Below are 22,104 nucleotides of genomic sequence, written 5' to 3'. Positions count from 1 at the left end.
CCCTATGACCAGCCCCGTGCTGCCCTCCCACGGCCGGGTGCGCCCCCTCGGGCTCGGACAGGTCTCGCTCACCGGCGGGTTCTGGGGCGAACGCCAGGCCGTGAACGCCACGGCGACCCTCGCCCACTGCGAGTCGTGGATGGAGCGCCTCGGCTGGCTCGCCAACTTCGACCGGGTCGCCGACGGCACCACCGGGCCCGACCGGCCCGGCTGGTCGTTCTCCGACTCGGAGGTCTACAAACTGCTGGAGGCGCTGTCCTGGGAGAGCGCCCGCTCGGGCGCCCCCGAGGCGGAGGCGGCCATCAAGCGGCTGACCGCCCGCATCGCCCGCGCCCAGGACCCGGACGGCTACCTCAACACCTGCTTCGGCCATCCGGGACGGCCGCCCCGCTACAGCGACCTGGAGATGGGACACGAGCTGTACAACACCGGCCACCTGCTGCAGGCCGCCGTCGCCAGGCTGCGCACCGCGGGCGAGGACGACCTGGTGCGCATCGCCCGCCGGGCCGCCGACCACGTGTGCCGCGCCTTCGGGCCCGGCGGCATCGACGGCGTGTGCGGGCATCCGGAGATCGAGGTCGGTCTCGCCGAGTTCGGCCGCGCGCTCGGCGAGCCGCGCTACGTCGAGCAGGCCAGGCTCTTCATCGAGCGGCGCGGCCACGGCAGGCTGAAGGACATCCCGCTCGGCCGGGCGTACTTCCAGGACGACATCCCCGTACGCGAGGCCGAGGTGTGGCGCGGCCACGCGGTGCGCGCGCTCTACCTGGCCGCCGCGGCGGTCGACGTCGCCGTCGAGACCGGCGACGGCGAGCTGCTGGCGGCCGTGCGGCGGCAGTGGGAGCGCTCGGTCGCGCGGCGCACGTACATCACCGGCGGCATGGGCTCGCGCCACCAGGACGAGGGCTTCGGCGAGGACTGGGAGCTGCCGCCCGACCGCGCCTACTGCGAGACCTGCGCGGGCGTCGCCTCGATCATGGTGTCCTGGCGGCTCTATCTGGCCACCGGCGAGGTCCGCTACGCCGACCTCATCGAGCGCACGCTCTACAACGTCGTCGCGGTCTCGCCCAGCGCCGACGGGCGGGCGTTCTTCTACGCCAACCCGCTGCACCAGCGCGCCGCCGGGCGGCCCGCCGACCCCGACGAGGTGAGCCCGCGCGCCGAGGCGGGCGAGCGGGCGGCGTGGTTCGACGTCTCCTGCTGCCCGACGAACGTCGCCCGCACCCTGGCCGGGCTGCACGGCTACCTCGCCAGCAGCGACGACGACGGCCTGCAGCTGCTGCAGTACGCCGCCGGCCGGATCCGCGCCGAGCTGCCCGGCGGGCCGCCCGTGACGGTGGACGTCGAGACCGCCTATCCCCACGATGGCACCGTCCGCGTCCGCGTCGCCGAAGGCCCGGAGCGGCCGTGGACCCTCTCGCTGCGCGTGCCCGCCTGGGCGTCCGGGGCCACGATCACCGAGGGCGGGCGGACCCGGCCCGCCGAGCCCGGCTTCGCCCGGGTGCGGCGCGCGTTCGCCGCCGGCGAGGAGATCGTGCTGGAGCTGCCGGTGACGCCCCGCTTCACCTGGCCCGACCCGCGCATCGACGCCGTACGCGGCTGCGTGGCCGTCGAGCGCGGCCCCGAGGTGCTGTGCGTCGAGTCGCACGACCTGCCGGAGCCCGGCCTGCTCGACGCCCTCGTCATCGACCCCGGCTCCGCGCCGCGCGCCGTCGAGGGCGGCGCGCTCGTCCGCGGCCGGGCCCGCGCCCTCCCCGACGACCCCTGGTCGTACCGGGACCGGCCCGTGGACGGCGACGGCGACTGGTTCGACGTGCCGCTGCGGCCCTACCACGAATGGGCGCGGCGCGGCCCGTCCACGATGCGGATCTTCCTGCCCCTCGCCACCGGTCTGCGCCCCTCGCACCCCCCGATACAGGAAGGAGCCTGAACCGTCATGGCCCGAACCCTCACCGCGCTCGCCTTAGCACTGGTCACCACGGCCGCCACCGTGGTGACCGGAGCGACCCCCGCCGCGGCGGCCGGCGCGACGCTCACCGTCGACGTCTCCCGGCCGTTCCGGCCCGTCACCCACGCCGCCACCGGCGGGCTCTACGGCCTGGCCGAGAACGACCGCCCCGCCGACTCGACCCTGCTGCCCCTCAAGGTCAACTCGCTCACCCAGCCCGCGCCCGGCGTCGGCCAGCGCCCCAACGGCCAGCCGCCCGGCGGCGACTCCCTGCTCATCGCCCCGCAGGCCGACCGCGTCGGCGCCGGGCAGTACATCCGGATGCCCGACATCTACCCCGACTTCCCCTACCGGTGGGTGAGCTGGGACGACTGGCTCGCCAAGGTCGACACCATGGTCAGGGCCCGGCTGGCGGCCACCACCGTCACCAACGTCCTGGCCTGGGAGCTGTGGAACGAGCCCGACTACACCTGGAACACCTCCGCCGCCGGGCCGTTCAACGACGGCTGGGTCCGCACCTACCGCGCGGTGCGCGCACTCGACCCCCTCACCCCGATCGTCGGCCCCAGCACCGCCACCTACAACCGCTCCTGGATGCAGTCGTTCCTCACCCACGCCCGCGACACCGGAACGCTGCCCGACATCATCTGCTGGCACGAGCTGCAGAACGCCGACAGGATCGCCGCCGACATCGCCGACTACCGCAACCTGGAGGCCTCGCTCGGCATCAGCCCGCGCCGCCTGTCGATCAACGAGTACGCCGCGCCCTCCGAGGTGGACGTCCCCGGCAGGATCGCGAGCTATGTCGCCAAGCTGGAGCGCGGCGGCGCCGAGTCGGCGCACCGGGCCTTCTGGTACGAGTACGGCACCATGAACGGCCTGGTCACCGGAAACTCCCAGCCGACCGGCACGTGGTGGCTGTACAAGTGGTACGGCGACATGGCCGGGAACATGGTCACCACCACGACCACCTCGTCCGGCCTCGACGGCTTCGCCGCCTACGACCCCACGCGCAAGATCGTGAACGTCGTCTTCGGCAACGAGTCGGGCACCAACACCGTCGAGCTCACCGGCATCGGCGCGCTCGGCTCCAGCGTGCGCGTCACGCTGCTGTCCACGCCCGCCGGCGGGCGCTTCACCGCCGTCTCCGCGCCCACCGTGGTCTCCACCTCCACCCGGGAGGTCAGTGACGGGCGGCTCAGCGTCTCCGTGCCCGACATGGACGCGACCAGCGCCTACCAGCTGCTCGTCGAGCCGGCCTCGGGCGTACCCGCCTACCAGCAGCGTTACGAGGCCGAGAACGCCTCCGTCTTCCGCGCCCAGCGCCTCACCTCCTCCAGCGCCTCGGCGGGCGGCTACGTGGGGCGGATCGACAACTCCGGCACGCCGCGTACCGACAGCTACGTGGACTTCGTGGTGAACGTGCCGACCGCGCGGACGTACACGCTGACCATCGGCTACGCCAACGCCACCGGGGAGACCGCCACGCAGGGGCTCGCCTACAACGGCGGGCCGTGGACCACGGTCAGCTACCCGCCCACGCCCTCATGGGGGCAGTTCGGCGCCACCGTCAGCACCACCGTGTCGTTGCGCGCCGGATACAACGTGATCCGGCTGGCCAAGGGGTCACCGTACTTCTCCGGCGGCACCGGCTACGCCGAGCTGGACTACATCGAACTCACCTGACCGACCGGCGACGACCCGCCGCGTGCGCCGGGGAAGACCCGGCGCACGCGGCACCCCCCGGGACCGCGCCCTCACCGCCGCGTACGGTGCCCCAGCACCGCGCTCAAGTCCAGCGTCCACGGTGCCTCAGGACCGCGCCCCGTCCGGCGCGTCCGGCCCGCAGGACCGTGCCCCGCCCCGATCCCGCGCGTGCCGCACGCAGAACCGCGTCCCGCCCCGGGGCCACCCGCGAGACGGCGCCACAGGGGACGGGGCGACGCGGGACGGGGCGACTCCGGGCGGCGGATCCATTTGCGCAGGTAAAGCGGCATATTTCCAGCTTGGGCGGGATATGGATGCCTCATGGGCACACCCGTGAACCGGCCCAGCAAGGAGCCGGCGGTCGTCACGATCGACACCGGAGGCGCCGTGACGGGCTGGAGCAGCACCGCCGAGGACCTGCTCGGCATCCCGCTCCAGACGGCGCTCGGCCGCGAGCTGGCGCAACTCCTCTTCCCCGCATCCCCGCAAGCGGACAGGCGCGAAGGCCTGCTGGAGATCCGCAACCCTGAGGGCGGGCGCGTCTTCGTCCGCCTCGACGGCGCGCCGCCGGACGAGCCCCGCGCCCCGGCCGCCGAGCTGCCCGCCATGCGCCCCTTCCTGGAGCCGCTGCTCAACCGCACCCCCATGGCGATCGCAATCTGGGACACCGACCTGCGCTGCGTCTGGCGCAACAGGGCCGCGCAGGCGTTGCAGCACGTGTTCCCCTACTACCAGGTCGGCCGCCGCCTCTCGGACCCCGAGCCGGGCCTGGACGCCCGCGCCGCCCGCGAGGCGATGCTGCAGGTGCTCGCCGACGGCGTACCGCAGATCGACCGCGAGGCGCACTGGACGTCGCCGGGCCGCCACGACGAGCACAAGCTGTCCACCTCGTTCTTCCGGCTCGACGACGAGCACGGCCGCCCGGTCGGCCTGTGCTCGATGGTGCTGGACATCGGACACAGCCACACCCGCGACCGGCTGACCCTGCTGCACGAGGCCAGCATCAGCGTCGGCAGCACGCTCGACGTCCGCCGCACCGCGCAGGAGCTGGCCGACCTGGCGGTGCCGGCGCTGGCCGACTACGTCACCGTGGACCTGGCCGAGGCGGTGCTGCCCGGTGTCGAGCCCCTGCAGCGGCTGGAGGCGACCGAGATGCGCGTGCCCGCCTTCTACCGGGCCGGCGTGGCCTCCATCCACGACGGGCTGCCGGAGTCGCTGTGGGAGCGGGGCGAGGCGGTGTTCGTGCCGCCGTCGTCGCCGTTCACCGCCGTGCTGGCATCGGGCCGCTCCCACTTCGAGCCGTTCCTGAACACCGCGCCGGGCACCTGGCTCGACCAGGACCCCGACCGGGCCAGGATCATCCACGCCGTCGGCATGCACTCGCTGATCATCGTGCCGCTCAAAGCGCGCGGCGACATCCTCGGTGTCGCGGTGTTCGTCCGGACCGACAACCGGGTGCCGTTCACCGCGAGCGACCTCGGGCTCGCCGAAGGGCTCGGCGCCAGGGCCGCGCTGAGCCTGGACAACGCCCGCCAGTACACCCGCGAGCGCACCGCCGCCCTGGCGTTGCAGCGCAACATGCTGCCGCCGCGCCTGATCGGCATCGACTCGGTCGATCTGGCCTCCCGCTACCTGCCGTCCGACGTGCACGACGTGGGCGGCGACTGGTACGACGCGATCCCGCTGCCGGACGGCCGGCTCGCGCTGGTGGTCGGCGACGTGACCGGCCACGGCATCCACGCGGCGGCCACCATGGGGCGGCTGCGGATGGCGGTGCGCACGCTCGCATACGTGGACCAGCCGCCCTGCGCGCTGCTCGACCGCCTCGACGACCTGCTGATCCGGCTCGCCGACGAGAACTCCGACCCGCCGGGGACACGCCTCGGCATGGCCGGCGCCACCTGCCTGTACGTCGTCTACAACCCGGCCACCGGACGCTGCCGGCTGGCCTCGGCCGGGCATCCGCCGCCCGCCGTCGTGCACCCCGACGGCCGCGTCTCCTTCCCGCGCCCGCCCACCGGCACGCCGATCGGCCTCGGGTTCGGCGGGTTCGACTCGATCGAGGTGGACCTGCCGCCGAACAGCAGGATCGTCCTCTACACCGACGGCCTGATCGAGACCAGGGAGGCCGACATCGAGGCGGGCATCGACCGGCTCGGCACAGCCCTAGAGGCGGCCGCCGCGCTGCCGCTCGAACGATTCTGCGACGCGGTGGTGCGGACGATGGTGGGCGAGAGCGCCGAGGACGACGTCGCCCTGCTCGCCGCCCGCATCCGCGCATGACGCCCGTGCGCGCCTGACGCCCGCCCCGCGTGCTCGCGACCTGCGCATTTCCCCCTGGTCAGCCGATGCGGCGAGCCAGGTGGACGGTGAGGTCGCCGGTCAGCTCCACGGTCTCGGGCAGCACCTCGAGGATGCGGGCGAGCACCTGCTCCCGCTGCTCGTCCGGCAACATCAGGTACGCCGAGATGGTGGACAGATGGCCGGCGTAGTCGCGGGCGCTCAGCACGAGGCGCCGCGGGATCACCTCCTGCCGCACGTCGCGGAACCACTCCGACCGCTCGAGCTCGCTGCCCGGCCACAGCATGGGCGCGTCAGGCGGCGTGCCGTCGGGGGCCGGGATCGAGTCCTCGGCGATGAACGGCCTCCGCACCTCGGCCACGGCCTCCGCCACCGCCGGGTCGCACAGCCGCAGCGGCCCGCCGACCGAGGCGAACACGCCGCCGGGCTCCAGCAGCGCGGCCATGCGGGGCCAGCGCTCGCCCGGGTCCGTCCAGTGCAGCGCCGCCGCCGCGTACACCAGCGGGTACGTCTCCCCGAGCCGCAGCTCCTCGAACGCGGCCCGCACCGTGGTGACGTTCGCCGGGACGTGTCTGCGCAGCTCGGCGAGCATGTTCGGATCGGGGTCGGTGGCGGTGACGGCCACGCCGTGGCGGGCGAAGAGCCGCGTGGCCTTGCCGGTCCCCGCCCCGATCTCCAGCGCCGTCGCGACCGGGCGGCCCGCGTACGCCAGCACCAGGTCGGCCAGCTCGTCCGGATAGCCGGGCCGGAAGCGTTCGTAGGCGGCGGCGATCGTGCCGAAGCTGAGGGCGCGTTGCGACATGCCGAGCATCCTGACATGCGCGGTTCCCGTACGGGAAGTCGCCGGTGATCTCGGGACGTACGATGGCGGCGTGCGTACGGCGGAACCGGTCCGCGGGCCGCGGTGGGACATCACGGTCCCGTCGCGCCCGGTCCGCCTGCGGGGGCTGGCGATGGCGGGCTTCAGCGACAACGCCAACGAGTATCACGAGCTCGCGCTGGTGCCCCATCCCGCGGTGACGGTCCTCATCGAGCTGGGCGAGCCGTCGTTCGTCATCGAGGACGACCTCGGCGCACGGGAGAGCGGGCGCGTCGTCTCGGGCCTCGCACCCCACGGGCTGCGGGGGCGGGGGCTGACCAGGGAGACCTCCTGCCTGCAGCTGCGCCTGTCGCCGCTGCTGGCCCACGAGCTGCTGGGCGCGGCGCCGGAGCTGGGCGGCGCGGTGGTCTCGCTCGACGAGCTGTGGGGGCGCGACGCCGCACGCCTCCAGGAACGCCTCACCGCCGCCCCGACGTGGGAGGAGCGGTTCGCGATCGCCGAGTCGGAGCTGATCAGGCGGCGCGAGAACGCCCGCAGGGCGGTGGACCCGGAGGTGGCGCACTGCTGGCGGCGGATGATGGCCCGCCGGGGGCGGATCCGCGTCGAGCGGCTGGGCGACGAGGTCGGCTGGAGCCGCAAGCGGCTGTGGTCCCGCTTCCGCGCGCAGGCCGGCCTCACGCCCAAGCGGGCGGCCCGCCTCATCCGTTTCGATCACGCCGTGCACCGGCTCGCCGCCGGGCAGGACCCCGCCTCGGCGGCGGCCGACAGCGGCTACGCCGACCAGTCGCACCTGCACCGGGACGTGGTGGCGTTCAGCGGGATGACCCCGGCCGCGGTGGCGGCCGCGCCGTTCCTCTCGGTGGACGACGTCGCCTGGCCCGGCCGCGACCGTTTCACCGGCTGACCACACCGTCGGCGTTCCCGCCGGTAAGGATCCGCGACGCGCACGACGCCGGCGAAGGCAACCGGGCGTCGCCCGGCGCAGGCTCCCTTGAACGACACGGTTGAGACTTTCACCGGCTCGGCCAGTCGCATTGTCGGCCAAGGTTACACCGGAGGTTCTACGATAGCGTTGAATGCATGGACATCAAGGACACAGCGCACCCCCTCGACGGCGCGGCCCTGTCGGCGTTCCTCGACTCCCTGCCCTCCCGCCCCCGCCTGCTCGGCCTCGGCGAGGCCACCCACCGCGTGAAGGAGCTGCGCGCGCTGCGCAACGAGCTCTTCCCCCACCTCGTCGAGCACGAGGGCTACCGTGCGATCGCCCTCGAGATCGACTGCCTCAAGGCGCGCATCGTCGACGACCACGTCACCACCGGCAAGGGCAGCCTCGACGAGGTCATGGAGCAGGGCTTCAGCCACGGCTTCGGCGCCATGTCCGGCAACCGCGAGCTCGTCCAGTGGATGCGCGCCCACAACGAGGAGCACGACGAGAAGCTGCGCTTCTTCGGCTTCGACGGCCCGCTCGAATACTGGGCGCGCAGCCCGCGCGAGGCGCTGACCGGCCTGTACGACCTCCTCCACGAGCCGCTGCCCTGCACCCGCGAGACCCTCGAGGCGCTGCTCGGCGCCGACGAGCGCTGGGAGGACGAGGAGTCGGCCATGAACCCCGCCCGCTCGATCGGCCGCTCCCCCGAGGCCGTCGAGCTGCGCATCGTCGCCGACGACCTGGCCGCCTGCCTCGACATGCAGGCCCCGCGGCTCAGCGCCGAGGACCGCGAGCGGGCCGAGCTGTACGCCCGCACCGCCACCGGCCTGCTCCGCTACCACTACTGGCTGGCCGACGACTCACCCGCCCGCTGGGGCCGCCTGTCGGCCCTGCGCGATGCGATGATGGCCGCCAACCTCGTCGCGATCGCCGAGCGGCACGGCCCCGCCCTGGTCTTCTCCCACAACCTGCACCTGCAGCGGCACGAGGCCCGCATGCCGTTCGGCGAGGAGGTGCTGCGCTGGTCGAGCGCGGGCGCGATCGCCGGCACCCGCCTCGGCGACGGCTACGCCTTCCTGGCCTCGGCGCTCGGCACGGTCTCCGGCGACGCCCCCGCGCCCGGCACCGTGGAGGGCCTGATGGCCGGTCTCCCCTGGGACCGCTGCCTCCTCGACGGCGCCGAACTCGCCACCGCCGTCTCCGGGCTGAGCCCGCGGGTCTCGTCCGACTTCGCGTACTTCCCGCTGGACCCCGCTCACATCGCCGCGGCCGACGGCGTCTACTTCGTCCGCGAGACCACCGCCGAAATGTGATAAACGGCTAAAGACACCGAGCGCAGCTTATGCACCGACATGCACGTCGGCGCTCTTCTGAAAAAGGATTCCCAAGGGCCCGAATTTCCACGTACCAGCACGTAGGCAGACCTCGGCCCCCTACAGTTCCCGATGTCGCGGAGCTCAAAGGGAATCCATGGAGATCGACCTTTTTCCTCACAAGCTGGTGGATTTCATTCTGAACACATGGGATCCAACGCCGGCTCGCGTGCTGCGCTGGGTACTCGTCTCCAGCATCTGTCTGCTGGCGATCGTCGGCCTCACCGAACGACGCCACCGCCAGAAGGTCTTGGGGCTACTGCTCAGGACGTACTACCCGGTCACGGCACTGCTGATCTTCTCTGCGATACCGTGGGCAGCGACCTCGCACGTCCCAGACCTCTGGCGCGAGTGGTGGCCCTACGCGATCTCGATCGGCACCCTGCTGCTGGGGCTGACGTTCTGGCTTCCGCAGCAGGGCGTCCGGCTGAGCTGGCACGGGGCATGGGACTTCCGCCACCCCCTCCCCCACGACAGGGTGCCCGGACCGGGACAGAACACGTCTCCCCGGACAGGGCTGCGGCTCCTCGGGTACGTGCTGCTCCTCACCGGCTTCGCCGGCACCACCGTCCCGGGCATGATCACCCGTGATCCCCACGCCTACCCCGGCTGGTTCGCCACCAATGGCTTCCTGTTCGGGCTGTGCGGGCTGTTCGTCACGGCCTACGGCGGCAAGCTGCTGAAACTCGCCCGCCGGCCGCCAGCGCCCCGCCTTCCCTCCCGGCCTGCGCGGCCGGATGCGTGGAAGGGCGTGGTGCTGTGGCCGGTGGCATGGCTGCTGTGCCTGGCCGGGCTCACGCTCTCACTCGACGGGATGAGGGTGGTGATGGACGACGAGCAGGACGCCTGGTGGAGCCTCTACCTGGCGTTCCTGGTGATGGTGCTGGGCGGCTGGATCTTCACGCAAGGCAGGAGGATCCTCCTGGTGGCGCGCCGGCTGCGGGCCCGCGTCATCCCCTCCCCCACGATGCTGGAGGCCGGCTCGTACGTCCTGTACCTGAGGCCCTTCGACGACGACCGGCAACGCACCGCGATGCACGAGTACCCGCTGCCGGGGATCGTGGGCGCCACCACGGGGTTCCTGCTGTCAAGACGCTCGGCGGAAGAGCACATCGCCGATGTCCTCCGCCCGGTCGGGCCGATGGTCGCGGTCGGCGCCCCGGGTGAGCGGCTGCCCCACGTGGGAGCCTTTCGTCTGTATCTCCCCGAAGAGCCGGAGAACGCCTGGCAGGAGCCAGTACGCGAGCTGATGCTCCGCTCCCGGCTGACCGTGCTCACCCTGGGCACCAGCGAGGGCACGATGTGGGAGCTCGTCCAGGCGCTGCGCCTGCTGCCGCCGCAACGCCTCGTTCTCTTCGTCCCGCCCATGGGGAAGGATGACTACGAGCACATCCGCAAGGGCATCGAAGCGGCACCGGGGCCGCCGCCCACGTCGCGGCTGCCGGAGTTCCCCGACCGGCTGGCCCCGTACAGCCGCGAGCCGGTGGCGGGCGTCATCGTCTTCGCCCCGGATCGGACGCCCGCCCTCCACGCCGTGAGGAGGACGCGAGGCGAACGACACAACCTCTTCGCCGCCCTGACCCCCTCCCTGACCACAGCCTTCGAAGCCCTCGCCGCTCATGAGCGGCGGACCGGGCGGTCGTACGGCTGAAACCCCCGCGCCTTTACAATGTAGATTCGATACGTCCCCCGGGCGCGCGTCAACGGAACGCTCACTCCCCCGCGGCCGGGCCGCCGGAGCGCAGGAGCCGGACGGCCGGCGCGAGCGCGAGGAGCGGCACGATCAGGAAGACCGCGCCCGCCAGATACTGGTCGGTGATGAGGTCGGGAGCATCGTGCGGCCTGACCAGCGCGAACCAGCGCGCCGCGACCGGCGACCCGAGCAGCAGGTACGCGCCCGCTCCCAGATACGTCAGGCCCGCCACCGCCGCCAGCCTGCGACGCCAGGCGACCGGCACGGCCGGCCGGTCCGGGCCGACCAGCACCCAGGCCGTCAGCAGGCCCACGCCGAGGAACAGCAGCTCGGTGACCAGGTGCTCGGCGTAACCGGCCGCCGACCAGGCGAGCCAGCCCGTGCCGTACAGGGAGAACGCCAGAGCGGGCCAGGCGGCGGCGAGCAGGGCGAGGAGGCGCGGGCTGACCGGACGCCCGGCGAGCGTCCGGGACGTCGCGCGTGCCGCCGGCGCCCCGGCCGCGAGCAGCAGCGGCACGGGCAGCGCCAGCACGGCGTGCTGCAGCGCCTGCGCCGACAGCATCGCCCGCGCGTACCCGCCCACCCCGCCGATCAGCACCAGCGCGGCCAGGGCGAGACCGGCGTACCAGGCGGCGGTGCGGGCGCGCGTCCGGCCGGGCGCCCGGCGCGCCCGGATCAGGTACACGGCGGCGGGCACCGCGAGCAGCAGCACGAGCAGCGGGTCGAGCCGCACCTCGGTGATCAGCGCGGCCGGCGAGAACGGCGCGAGCGCGTACTCCAGGGCCTGATGGGCGTGACCGCCGCCGTCGCCGCCCGGCGGCGGGGTACGGGCCAGGCCGACCGCCAGCCCCAGCGCCGCCGCCATCACGACCAGCTCGCCCGCCGCCAGCCTGACGAACGTCCTGCGCACCCCGCGATCGGCGACGCCCGCGACCGTGCGGCGGCGATGGGTCCAGCCGAACCACCCGAGCACCGCCAGTGTCACGATCTTGCCGAGGAGAAGCAGCCCGTAGGGCGTCTCCCACAGGTCGGACGGCGTGCCGAGCCGCACCCAGCCGCTGACCGCGCCGGAGAACGCGACGGCGGCGAAGCAGCACAGCGCCACCGCGCTGAAGCGCCGCAGCACCACCGGCAGGTCGCCCGAGCGGCGGAAGTGCGCCAGCACCGCGCCGAGCCCGCCGACCCACAGCGCCATCGCCGCCAGGTGCACCATCAGGCCGGACACGGCGAGGTCGTGGTCGCCCGCGGAGGCGGCGTGGCCGACGTACGCGGGAGGCAGCAGCCCCGCCACCGCGAACGCGAGCGGCGGCCATCGCGGCAGGCGCGGCGCCATCGTCGCCGTCGCCACCACGAACGTGATCCCCACCACCAGCAGCAGCGCCCGCGTCTGCGGCAGCCCCGCCCCGAAGCCGAGCATCCCCGGCTCGGCCAGCAGGTTCGCCACCGGCATCGGGATGAAGCTGGACAACGTCAGCAGGTAGGTCAGCAGCGAGCAGAACGCCCAGCCCAGCGCCCACCATCCGGCGGCGCGCAGGCAGCGGCCGCGCTCCGGCGCGGTGGCCGGGGCCAGAGCGCAGGCGGCGAGCAGCGTGCCGACGCAGGCCGCCGCGCACACCTCGTACGCCAGCCGGGCCAGCGGCAGCCCCCACTCGGTGACCGGGCCCGCCGTCGGCAGCCCGGCGATCCGCGGGGCGCCCGCTCCCCCGCCGAACCGCAGCGCCGCCACCAGCACCAGCACGCCCGTCCCGATGAAGGCACCGGCGACCAGCGCCGGGTACCGGCGCGCGCCGCGCCGCACGCCCGTCCGCGCCTCCACCCTCAAGGAAACCGCCATGCACGCTCCCGCCACCGCTCAGAGGCCGGCCCGTGGCTCCCGGGCCGCGTGTACACGGGTACGCACGGCCCCCGCCTCCGGTTCACCGGCCGCCCGCCCCGGCGCCCGCCACCGCCGGGCCGGGGGCAGGCGCCGGCGCGCCGAGCCCGACCGCGCGATGGAGCGCCTTGCAGCCGAGGGGTCGCGGATCATCACCGCCCCGGCGGGTGAACGCCGCCTCCCGTGCGGTGTACTACGTGCCATGACCATCCTGCGCTCACTGCTGCTGTTCGCCCTCGCCGCGCTCGCCGAGATCGGCGGCGCCTGGCTGGTCTGGCAGGGCGTGCGGGAGCAGCGCGGCCTGCTGTGGGCAGGGGCGGGCGTCATCGCGCTCGGCCTGTACGGCTTCGTCGCGACCTTCCAGCCGGACCCGAACTTCGGCCGCATCCTGGCCGCCTACGGCGGGGTGTTCGTGGCGGGCTCGCTGGCCTGGGGCATCGTGGTGGACGGCTTCCGCCCGGACCGCTGGGACGTCATCGGCGCGCTGCTCTGCCTGGCAGGCGTGCTCGTCATCATGTACGCGCCGCGCAGCTGACCTCCCCCGCTCAGGAATGCGCTGTGCGGCCGGCCGCCCGCACTGATATCCGTACCGGATCAATGATGCCCGATCGCGCGCACAATCGGCCCGCGTGATCATCCGGGCGGCATGCTGACGGCATGATGAAGGTGATCCTGTCGCTCGTCCTGGCCGCCGCCACCGCCTTGTCCCCGCCGCCGGTGGAGGACGGCGTGGTGCGCAAGGACTGGAAGGTGCGCGGTGAAGCCGGGCTGCTCGGCGTGCGCGAAGTCCGGCGGGACGGCCCGCCGCGCGGCCGTCCGGTGCTGCTGCTGCACGGCGCCCGGGTGCCCGGCATCGCGTCGTTCGACCTGCCCGTACGCCGCGGGTCGCTGGCGGCGGACCTGGCCCGCCGCGGGCATCGGGTGTTCATCATGGACGCGCGCGGCTACGGCGCATCGGACCGGCCGGCCTCGTTCGATGAGCCCGCGTCGGAGAACCCGCCTGCGGTCACCGGGGAGGAGGCGGTGGAGGACATCGCGTCGGTCGTCGACTGGCTGCGGGAGACGACGGGCCACCGGCGGGTCGGCATCGTCGGCTGGGCGACCGGCGGGCACTGGGCGGCCTGGTACGCGAGCGAGCACCCGTCCCGCGTCGACAGCCTGGTGATCTACAACAGCCTGTACGGGGAGCTGGACGGCCATCCGACCCTCGGCCGCGGCTCGCAGTGGGAGGACCCGGACCGGCCAGGACATTTCGACGACGCCCGGCACGGCGCGTACCGGCTCTCGACCGGCCCGAGCCTGCTGACGAGCTGGGATGACAGCATCCCGGTCGAGGACAGGACGGCGTGGCGCGACCCGCGGATCGCCGCCGCGTACGTCGAGCAGGCCCTGGCGAGCGACCCGACGTCCGGCGACCGCGAACCGCCCAGCTTCCGCTCACCCACCGGCGCCATGAAGGACAGCTTCCACCTCGCCACCGGCCGCAAGCTCTGGGACGCCCGCACGATCACGGCGCGGACGCTCGTGCTGCGCAGCGAGTACGACTTCTGGTCCCGCGAGGGCGACGTGACCACGCTCGTCGCGGACCTGGGCAGCGCCCGCGAGGTGCGCGCGGTCCGGCTGGAGGGGGCGACGCACTACGCGCACCTGGACCGCGCCGAGCGCGGCCGGGACCGGCTGGTCGCCGAGATCACCCGCTGGCTCGGGTAGCGGCGCCGCCGAACAGCGAGCGGAAGTTCCGCACCACGGGGTTGACGTCGCCGGTGCGCCAGGCCAGGTCCAGCGTCACGGCCCTGGCCGGTGGGGCGAGCGGGCGGAAGGCGACGTCGCCCCCGCGCACTCTGGCCACCGACTCGGGCACGATCGACACGCCGATCCCGGCGGCCACCAGCCCCACGATGGTCTGCATCTGCACGGCCTCCTGGACGATCCTGGGCTCGAACCCGGCCGCCCGCGCCACGCCGGTGATCTGGTCGTGCAGCCCCGGACCGTACCGGCGGGGGAACATCACGAACGGCTCCCGCGCGAGCGCCGCGACCGGCAGCGACGTCCGCGCCGCCTGGGGGTGACGGGCGGGCAGCGCGGCGAGCAGCGGCTCCCTGGCCACCGTCCGGGTGGAGAGCTCCTCGGCGGCGGGACCGGCGAGCGGCGCGTGCAGCAGGCCGACGTCGAGCCGCCCCTGCCGCAGCTCCTCGGCCTGCTGGGCGGTGGGCAGCTCGCGCAGCTCGACGTTCACCCCGGGGTAGCGGGCGCGGAAGCGGCGCAGCACCTTCGGCAGGGCGGCGTTGGCCGCCGATCCGACGAAGCCGAGCGCCAGCCGCCCGCTCTCGCCCCTGCCCGCCCGCCGGGCCGTCTCCGCCGCCCGGCCGGCGTGGGCGAGCGCGGCGCGGGCCTCGGCGACGAACGCCTCGCCCGCCGGGGTCAGGCGCACCTGCCTGGTCGTCCGCTCGAACAAGAGCACGCCCAGCTCCTCCTCCAGCCTGCCGATCTGCCGGCTGAACGGCGGCTGCCGCACGCCCTCCCGCGCGGCCGCCCGCCCGAAGTGGAGCTCATCGGCGAGGGCCACCGCATACCGCAACTGCTGGAGATTCATACTCCGGTTATAGCCATCCGGATGTCATCGCTGTCGTACCGGTGGAGGGGTATGGACTCGCGCGGCGGGCGCGGGCTCCGGCATGGCGCTGCCCGGCGAGCGGCGCGTCGCCGGGCTGCGGCTCACCGCGGACGACGGGCGGTTCGCGACCGGCGACGGGCCTGAGGTGCCGGGGAGCACGGCGGCTTTGGTGATGGCCATGGCCGGGCGGGCGGCGTACTGCGACGCGCCGGCCGGCGACGGCGTCGCGGTCCTGCGGGAACGGCAGGGCATGCGATGACATGCGGCGGGACCGCGCCTCGGCGGCGCGGTCCCGTGAACGGTCAGGGGGTCACTCGGCGGCGCTGAGAATCCTCAGGGGATCGCGGGGCGCCTGGCTCCTGGCCTCGGCCATGCGCTCGCCCGGCTCCTGCGGCCGCTCGCGGCCGAGCGCCTCGCGAACTTCCGGAAACCGGTCCTGCTCTGATGGCGCACGTTCTCCATGAGAACGGTCATCTTGGCGTCGTGTTCGTCGGCGGGGTCTCGAGGGGGTGTGCGGGGGACGGTGGTGTACGGGCGAGCATCAGGCCGCGCTGAACAGCGGCCGGGTGCGCGCCCGCCGGGCCCGGTCGTGCCGGGCGTCAGACGTTGAAGATGCTCACCCCGCCGGGGCCGACCAGCAGCCCGACCACGATGAGGACGATGCCCCACAGGATGTCGCGGCGCGCCAGGAGCACGTAGACACCGGCGACGACGAGGATGACGGCGAGAATCCAAAGAAGTGTAGCCATGGGACCGCGACTGCCCTCAGGTTCGGCCGGGAAACGGAATCCGCCTGCGGGCGTGGTAACGCTTCGATCACGGTCGAATGCCAAGGTGACGGCTCGGCCAGGTCGGCGTACCGCCATGAGCTGCGCGATGTCACCGTGTGTAACTGTTCAAATGCAAACCGTTGCGAGAAGGTGAGGTCGTCAGAACGCAGCACTCCCACGGAGGTAACACCCCGATGCGCCGCATCACCACCATCGCCACGCGTCTGCTGGCCGGCCTCGCCGTCGCCGCCGCCGTCACGGCCGCCACGCCCTCCGCCCAGGCCGCGCCCCGCGTGGCGCTGCCGGAAGGCGTCTTCCGGCTCGCCAACGGCCAGCCCTGCCCGTGGGCGACCCTGTGCCTGTACCGCGACTACAACCGCAGCGGCCCCGCCTACGGCGTCCGGGCCGGCTTCGACGTCGACCTGTTCGACCTGCCGATGCCCGGCGGCGTCGGCGGCTCCTCCACGGCGGCGAACAACATCTCCTCCTGGGTCAACCGCACCGGCTCCACCGCCGTCCTCGTCGATCTGCGGCGGATCAGGATCAGGCTGCTCCTGCCGGGCCGCTCGCTGGAGGAGCCGCCCGGCGACAACGACACGGTGGACTTCCTGCGCTGGCGCTGACCCGGCCGCGCGTGCCGCCGCCCGGGCACCGGCGGGCGGCGGCGCCCCTCACCGCACGCGGTAGCGCAGGAAGGCGGCGACCCCGCAGGCGGGCGCGCCCAGCACCAGGACGTCCTTGCCGCCCGCGGCCTCCTTGGCGCGCCGGGCCGCCAGCTCATGGTGCCCCTTCGTCCGCTCCGGCCGCTGTCACCTGGTAGTCGGAGCCGCCCCGGCTCTCTCGACAGGGCGCTCGCCCCTCGTGCGATCAGACGTTCAGCACGGCCGTGCGGGCGTGGCCGCGGGTGCCGGCGACCTCGACCTTGAGCGCGCCCTTCGACCTGCGCACGCCCCGGTCGGCCTTGACGACCGACTTGATCCGCCAGGGCAGCGTGAGCTTCACATCTTCGGCCGTCCGCGACGGGTCGGCGACCGCGAGGCGCACCTCGAGCTGCTCGCGGCGCAGCATCACCGCGCACGGCCCGTCCGCGCTCAGCGGCCCCTCGTCGGTCTCGACCGTGCCCGCCTTCCAGAAGACGGCGGCCACCATGCCGTCGCGGTAGATGGCCTGCACGGTGCCGGAGTTGGCGAGGATCTGCACCCGCCCCTGGTAGGCGGCGGTCTGGGTGACGGACGCCTCGGGCAGCACGGCGTAGGCGTAGCGCGCCCTGCGCGGGTCCACGCCGTGGTCGAGCACGATCGTCGTGTAGTGGCGGGTGACGGGGGTGGTGTCGCCTCCAGTGGTGGCGCCCTTGTCGATGTCGCGCCAGCGGCCGGTGCGCTTCTCCCGCAGCACCTTCGGCTCGGCGCCGTCGAGCAGCGCGTACCCGGCGACGCCGTCCAGGTGCACCCAGCCGTCGCCGCGCGACAGCGGCGGATGCGCGTGGTGGGTGTTGCGGTTCTCGACAATCGTCTCCACGCGGCGGCCGTCGGAGGCGGTGATGCCGGCGCCGAGCGCGATCACCGCGTCGTCGAGCAGGAACCACGCCTTCTTCGCGCGCAGCGACGAGCCGTCGCCGATCAGCTTCATCGCGGCCAGGCCGTACTCGCCGTCCAGCGCCACCCCGCCCGCCCACGGGGTCGGCGGGCGTCTGCGGGTGCCGTGGCGCAGGTCGGCGCGCTTACGCCGATCGACGGTGGTGCCGGGCAGCCGGTACGGGTCGATCGTCGGCCACAGCTCGTCGCTCCAGTGCGTGAGGTCGGAGGTGTACAGGTACGTCATGCCGTCGCCGGTGTACCAGCCGTGCAGGTTCTCCCTGTTCATGGCCTCGACGGCGCCGATCCTCCTGGAGCTCATGCTGATCGCGTACGCCCAGGTGGGGCGGCGGTGCACGACCCGGTCCATGTCGGCGAAGACGTACGTGCCGGTGATGCGCGGCCCGACCGGCACCGACGGGTCGCGCAAGAGCGCGTCCGCCCGCGCGACGCTGGCCAGCGGCGCGAGCGTGTGGTACGGCACCGCCTGGTTGCGGGCCAGCCAGCCCTTGACCATGGGCCGCCACCGCTTGGCGTGCTTCTCGGGGGCGGTGTCCAGCAGGGTCAGGATGGCCTCGATGGTCTTCTGGCCGGAGTGGTGGTCGCGGTGGCCCTGCACGGAGATCTGCCGGCCGCGTACGCAGTCCATCATCAGCCCGTCGAAGACGAACGGCACGAAGGAGCGGTCCACCAGGTCGTAGATCGCGTCGATGCCGCGAATCTCCCACGGGGAGCGGGCGAGCATGGCGATCAGCCGGGCCACGCTCTCCAGGTAGTCGACGCCGTAGCTGCCGGTGTACGGGTAGATGTCGTGCTGGATGAACGAGCCGTCGCGGTAGAAGCCGTCGCCCGGCCCCTTGGTGAGGCGCAGCAGGTCGGCGACCGCGTTCCTGGCCCGCCGGACCAGCCGGTCGTCGTGGGTGAGCAGGCCGCGCATCGCCACGGCCATGGCCTTGCCCGCCCGGTTGGCGCCGGTCTCGACGACGCCGGGGTGGCTGATGCGCCGCTCGGGGTCGGGGCACCAGCGGCGCAGCGGGCGCAGCCAGCGCCTGAGCCGGTCTTGGGGCAGGCCGTCGTAGAGCAGGGCGCAGGTGTCGGTGAGCGCGCGGGGCACGCCGATCTCCCACCAGTACCAGTTGCTGCCGCGCCGGCCGAGGTGCTCGTTGTAGGCGTGCTCGTACAGGAAGTCGAGCGCCTTGACGGCGGTCTCGGCCACCTTGGGGTCTCGGTGGAGGGAGGTGCCGGGGGTGGCCCAGCCGAGCGCGAGCGCGCGCATGCGGTTGTAGGAACGGTTGAAGTTGCCGGTGTTCGGATCGCGCAGCGGCAGGTCGGGCCAGAGGCCGGGGCGGCGCCCGTCGAAGCGCATCTTGCGCAGCACCGCCTTCGCCGACCCCTCGACGGCTCGAGTCTTGTCGGCGTAGGCGGGGTCGTACTCGGCGCCGGCCAGCAGGCTCACCCACCGCCTGCGCGCCTTGTCGAACGCCGCAGCATCCACCGCCGCCTCCGTCCCCGCCTCGGCGGCTGCGCCCTCGAGGGCGAGGCCCGCCACGGCCGCGGCTCCGAGCAGAGCGGACCGGCGGCTGAGGGGGTAGGTCATAAGGGCCTTTCCGGACAGCTCCAGCAATGTAGCGATCATATGCGGTCATCACGGCCGCCGCTCATCCTGTGAATCATGATCGAATTCTTCGAGGGACCGCCGGTCGAGCCGGACGACCACTGGTCAGGGGGCGGGCTGCCGGGGCAGGGTGAGGGTCATGACGGTGCCGCCTCCCGGGGCGGGGGCGGCGGTGAGTGCGCCGCCGTGCAGGCGGGCGTTCTCGGCGGCGATGGCCAGGCCGAGGCCGCTGCCCTCGCTGCGGCCGCGCGCGGAGTCGCCCTTGGTGAAGCGGTCGAAGACGTGCGGCAGCAGCTCGTCCGGGATGCCGGGGCCGTCGTCGGCGACGACGACGGCCACCCGTTCGGGGTCCGCCTCGACGCGGACGCTCACCGACACGTCCGGGCCGCCGTGGCGCAGCGCGTTGCCGATGAGGTTGGCGAGGATGACGTCCACGCGGCGCGGGTCGAGCCGGACCCGCAGGCCGGACGGCAGGCCGGTGCGGACCCGGCCGTCCCAGTGGCGCAGCGCCAGCGTCTTGCCGATCAGCTCGCCGAGATCCACCTCGTCGAGGTGCGGCACGGCGGCGCCGGCGTCGAAGCGGGACACCTCGATGAGGTCCTCGATCAGGCGGGTGAGCCTGCGCGTCTCGTCGGAGACCAGGGCCAGCGCCTCGGCGGTGACCGGCGGCAGCCGTCCCGAGGCGGCGTCGGCGTCGAGCACGCCGGTCACGGCCGACATGGCCGCGAGCGGCGTGCGCAGCTCGTGGGAGACGTCGGCGGCGAAGCGGCGGGCCCGCTCCTCCATAGCGCGCAGCGTCTCCGCGTCGGCCTGGAGCGTGGCCGCCATGGAGTTGAACGCGCGGCCCAGGTCGGCCAGCTCGTCGTCGCCGGTGACGGTGACGCGCGTGCCGAGGCCGCCGGCCGCCATCCGTTCCGTGGCGGTGCGCAGGCGGCGTACCGGGCGCAGCAGCCTGCGGGCGGCGAGCAGCGCGAGGACGATCGAGGCCGGCGCGACCGGCACCGCCCCGGCGCGCGCGGCGGCGGCCTCCGGCTCCACGGCCGGACATCGGAGACGCCCGCCCTGCTCCTCACCTCCGGAGCCACTCGTCGAGCAGGGCGGCTTCGGCCTTGCTGAGCGTGGGCAGGTCGGGGAGCAGGGCGCGGAAGGCGGCGATCACGGCGGCGGGGTCCTCGGAGGGGGCGGTGCCGTCGGTGAGGATGGCGCGGGCGACCGCGTCGAAGGCGGCGTCGGCCAGCCGCGGGTCCTGCTTATCCGGCGGCAAGGTCAGCAGCGTGTGGACGGTGCCGATGCCGGCCGCGTGGATGAGGTTGACCGCGCGTTCCTCGCTCACCTTGAGCCGGCCGGCGACGGCGATCCTGTGCACCAGCTCGGCCAGCATGCGCAGGCCCTCGGCCTGGGCCGGGGTGTCGCGCGGGCGGGCGAGCAGCAGGCTGAAGACGTGGGGGTGGGCGAGGCCGAAGCCGATCTGGGTGTCCCAGCCGGCGCGCAGGTCGGCCACCGGGTCGCCGGAGGGCGCGGCGGCCCGCTTGCGCGCCACGTGCTCGGCGAAGACGTGCTCGACGGCGGCGTCCAGCAGGGCGTCCTTGTCGGGGAAGAAGCGGTAGAGGGCGGGCGGCTGGAGCCCGGCCTCCTGGGCGACGCGGCGGGTGGTGACCGCGGCCGGCCCTTCCTCGGTCAGCAGGCGGGCCGCGGTCATCACGATGCGCTCGCGGGTGAGGTCACGCCGCTGCTGAATCCGCGCCATGTGAACGATGATACTCCCAGCGTTCGCACTCCTCACTGCGGTTGGCAGAGGACTTCGATATCAGGGATAGTAACAACGTTAATATCAGTGATAACGTGTGATGCGTTCCGACCTCCCATGCAGACTGGAGCCGACCCATGCTGATCGTCACCGGAGCCACCGGCCGCCTCGGCTCGCTGATCCTCGACCGCCTCCTCGAGCGTGTGCCCGCCGACAAGGTCGGGATCAGCGTCCGCGACGCCGCCAAGGCCGCCGCCCTCGCCGAGCGCGGCGTACGCGTACGGACCGGAGACTTCACCGAGCCGGACACGCTCAAGCACGCCTTCGAAGGCGCCGAGCGCGTCCTGGTCATCTCCGCCTCCATCCGGGGAGACGCCGCCGTGCCCGCCAACGCCGCCGCGATCGACGCCGCCCGCGCGGCCGGCGCCCAGCGCGTCCTCTACACCAGCCACCAGGCCGCCTCCGCGGCCTCGCTCTTCGCACCGCAGCCCGTGCACGCGGCCGCCGAGGAGCATCTCAAGCGGCTGGGCATCCCCTTCACGGCCCTGCGCAACGGCTTCTACGCCTCCACGCTGGAGATGTACGTACGTGCGGCCCTCGAGTCCGGCAGGCTGGCCGCGCCGCTGGACGGCCCGGTCTCCTGGACCGCCCACGAGGACCTGGCCGAAGCCGCCGCCATCGCCCTGACCGAGGACGGCGTCTTCGACGGCATCACTCCGCCGCTCACCGCGCCCCGCACGCTCGGCTTCGCCGACGTCGCCGCCATCCTCAGCCGCATCACCGGCAGGACCATCGAGCGGGTCGTCATGGACGACGAGGAGTGGGTGGCCGCGATGGCCGCCGGCGGCATGCCCCGGCCGCTCGCCGAGTTCCTGCTCACCATGTTCCTGGCGTCGCGCAAGGGCGAGTTCGACGTCACCAGCCCGGCGCTGGAGTCCGCGATCGGGCGTCCGGCGCGGTCCGTGGAGGAGGTGCTGGAGGCTTTCGTGCGCTCCCTTTGAGCAGTCAAGTCCCGTCAGGCGGCCGGACAGACGGTCGCCGGCAAATCGCGGGGCAGGCCGCGGCGCTCCTCCACGTCGATGTCGCGGCCAATGACGGCGCACATGTGGGACGCCCATAGCTCCGGATCGAGCCGGAACACGTC

Annotated in this window: 18 protein-coding genes; 11 read left to right on the top strand and 7 right to left on the bottom strand. The window is 73.6% G+C overall.

Translation table 11 applies throughout. The annotated features are described in order from the left end of the window. Positions 1 to 4 precede the first annotated feature (4 nt). From ACGFIM_RS01800 to ACGFIM_RS01790, 3 genes are all read left to right on the top strand, one after another. Positions 5 to 1,927 (top strand): glycoside hydrolase family 127 protein, encoded by a 1,923-nt coding sequence (locus ACGFIM_RS01800; RefSeq protein ID WP_393192990.1) that lies wholly within the window; start codon positions 5 to 7, stop codon positions 1,925 to 1,927. 6 nt (positions 1,928 to 1,933) lie between these two features. After that, on the top strand, positions 1,934 to 3,631 hold the full coding sequence (locus ACGFIM_RS01795) for a hypothetical protein (RefSeq protein ID WP_393192987.1): 1,698 nt from the start codon (positions 1,934 to 1,936) through the stop codon (positions 3,629 to 3,631). A 342-nt stretch (positions 3,632 to 3,973) separates the two neighbouring features. Next, on the top strand, positions 3,974 to 5,935 hold the full coding sequence (locus tag ACGFIM_RS01790; protein WP_393192984.1) for a SpoIIE family protein phosphatase: 1,962 nt from the start codon (positions 3,974 to 3,976) through the stop codon (positions 5,933 to 5,935). Between the two features lie 58 nt (positions 5,936 to 5,993). Here the strand turns inward: ACGFIM_RS01790 and ACGFIM_RS01785 are convergent, their stop codons facing one another. Then, the gene (locus ACGFIM_RS01785) at positions 5,994 to 6,755 is read right to left on the bottom strand and encodes a class I SAM-dependent methyltransferase (protein WP_393192981.1); all 762 of its coding nucleotides are present in this window, start codon (positions 6,753 to 6,755) and stop codon (positions 5,994 to 5,996) included. A 70-nt stretch (positions 6,756 to 6,825) separates the two neighbouring features. Here ACGFIM_RS01785 and ACGFIM_RS01780 point away from each other — a divergent pair, with 70 nt between their 5' ends. The 3 genes from ACGFIM_RS01780 to ACGFIM_RS01770 all read left to right on the top strand — a co-directional run bounded on the left by ACGFIM_RS01780 (position 6,826) and on the right by ACGFIM_RS01770 (position 10,725). Next, on the top strand, positions 6,826 to 7,677 hold the full coding sequence (locus tag ACGFIM_RS01780) for a helix-turn-helix domain-containing protein (protein WP_393192978.1): 852 nt from the start codon (positions 6,826 to 6,828) through the stop codon (positions 7,675 to 7,677). 176 nt (positions 7,678 to 7,853) lie between these two features. After that, positions 7,854 to 9,014, top strand: a complete 1,161-nt coding sequence (locus ACGFIM_RS01775; RefSeq protein WP_393192975.1) for an erythromycin esterase family protein — start codon at positions 7,854 to 7,856, stop codon at positions 9,012 to 9,014. Between the two features lie 229 nt (positions 9,015 to 9,243). Further along, positions 9,244 to 10,725 (top strand): hypothetical protein, encoded by a 1,482-nt coding sequence (locus tag ACGFIM_RS01770; protein ID WP_393192972.1) that lies wholly within the window; start codon positions 9,244 to 9,246, stop codon positions 10,723 to 10,725. Positions 10,726 to 10,786: 61 nt separating this feature from the next. Here the strand turns inward: ACGFIM_RS01770 and ACGFIM_RS01765 are convergent, their stop codons facing one another. Next, positions 10,787 to 12,601 carry a cytochrome c oxidase assembly protein gene (locus ACGFIM_RS01765; protein ID WP_393192969.1) on the bottom strand — a complete coding sequence of 605 codons (1,815 nt, stop codon included), beginning with the start codon at positions 12,599 to 12,601 and terminating at the stop codon, positions 10,787 to 10,789. Positions 12,602 to 12,842: 241 nt separating this feature from the next. Here ACGFIM_RS01765 and ACGFIM_RS01760 point away from each other — a divergent pair, with 241 nt between their 5' ends. Both ACGFIM_RS01760 and ACGFIM_RS01755 read left to right on the top strand, forming a co-directional pair. Next, the gene (locus ACGFIM_RS01760) at positions 12,843 to 13,175 is read left to right on the top strand and encodes a YnfA family protein (protein WP_393192966.1); all 333 of its coding nucleotides are present in this window, start codon (positions 12,843 to 12,845) and stop codon (positions 13,173 to 13,175) included. A 122-nt stretch (positions 13,176 to 13,297) separates the two neighbouring features. Then, positions 13,298 to 14,350: an alpha/beta fold hydrolase gene (locus tag ACGFIM_RS01755; RefSeq protein WP_393192963.1), complete on the top strand. Its 1,053-nt coding sequence runs from the start codon at positions 13,298 to 13,300 to the stop codon at positions 14,348 to 14,350. Here ACGFIM_RS01755 and ACGFIM_RS01750 read toward each other — a convergent pair. Then, the gene (locus ACGFIM_RS01750) at positions 14,331 to 15,233 is read right to left on the bottom strand and encodes a LysR family transcriptional regulator (protein WP_393192959.1); all 903 of its coding nucleotides are present in this window, start codon (positions 15,231 to 15,233) and stop codon (positions 14,331 to 14,333) included. The genes ACGFIM_RS01755 and ACGFIM_RS01750 overlap by 20 nt on opposite strands. Positions 15,234 to 15,315: 82 nt before the next feature. Between ACGFIM_RS01750 and ACGFIM_RS01745 the strand changes: the two genes are divergently transcribed. Next, positions 15,316 to 15,513, top strand: a complete 198-nt coding sequence (locus ACGFIM_RS01745) for a hypothetical protein (protein WP_393192956.1) — start codon at positions 15,316 to 15,318, stop codon at positions 15,511 to 15,513. 340 nt (positions 15,514 to 15,853) lie between these two features. On the opposite strand, the gene ACGFIM_RS01740 is transcribed toward ACGFIM_RS01745, so the two are convergent. Continuing rightward, positions 15,854 to 16,003: a GPGG-motif small membrane protein gene (locus tag ACGFIM_RS01740; RefSeq protein ID WP_345405630.1), complete on the bottom strand. Its 150-nt coding sequence runs from the start codon at positions 16,001 to 16,003 to the stop codon at positions 15,854 to 15,856. 215 nt (positions 16,004 to 16,218) lie between these two features. Here ACGFIM_RS01740 and ACGFIM_RS01735 point away from each other — a divergent pair, with 215 nt between their 5' ends. Next, a complete protein-coding gene (locus ACGFIM_RS01735; protein WP_393192953.1) occupies positions 16,219 to 16,647 on the top strand; it encodes a peptidase inhibitor family I36 protein in 429 nt (142 codons plus the stop codon). Between the two features lie 244 nt (positions 16,648 to 16,891). Here ACGFIM_RS01735 and ACGFIM_RS01730 read toward each other — a convergent pair whose 3' ends face one another. From ACGFIM_RS01730 to ACGFIM_RS01720, 3 genes are all read right to left on the bottom strand, one after another. Beyond that, positions 16,892 to 19,234, bottom strand: coding sequence for a polysaccharide lyase 8 family protein (locus ACGFIM_RS01730; RefSeq protein ID WP_393192950.1), 2,343 nt, complete (start codon positions 19,232 to 19,234; stop codon positions 16,892 to 16,894). Between the two features lie 84 nt (positions 19,235 to 19,318). Beyond that, a complete protein-coding gene (locus ACGFIM_RS01725) occupies positions 19,319 to 20,251 on the bottom strand; it encodes a sensor histidine kinase (RefSeq protein WP_393192947.1) in 933 nt (310 codons plus the stop codon). A 31-nt stretch (positions 20,252 to 20,282) separates the two neighbouring features. Continuing rightward, entirely contained in the window at positions 20,283 to 20,960 is a 678-nt protein-coding gene (locus ACGFIM_RS01720) for a TetR/AcrR family transcriptional regulator (RefSeq protein WP_393192944.1), read from the bottom strand. A 137-nt stretch (positions 20,961 to 21,097) separates the two neighbouring features. Here ACGFIM_RS01720 and ACGFIM_RS01715 point away from each other — a divergent pair, with 137 nt between their 5' ends. Further along, positions 21,098 to 21,961, top strand: coding sequence for an NAD(P)H-binding protein (locus tag ACGFIM_RS01715; RefSeq protein WP_393192941.1), 864 nt, complete (start codon positions 21,098 to 21,100; stop codon positions 21,959 to 21,961). Positions 21,962 to 22,104: the final 143 nt, after the last annotated feature.

This window comes from Nonomuraea sp. NPDC049309, from assembly GCF_043196965.1.
Lineage (GTDB): Bacteria > Actinomycetota > Actinomycetes > Streptosporangiales > Streptosporangiaceae > Nonomuraea > Nonomuraea fastidiosa.
The sequence above is the reverse complement of the archived record's forward strand: the minus strand, read 5'-3'. Positions and strand labels throughout refer to the sequence as shown.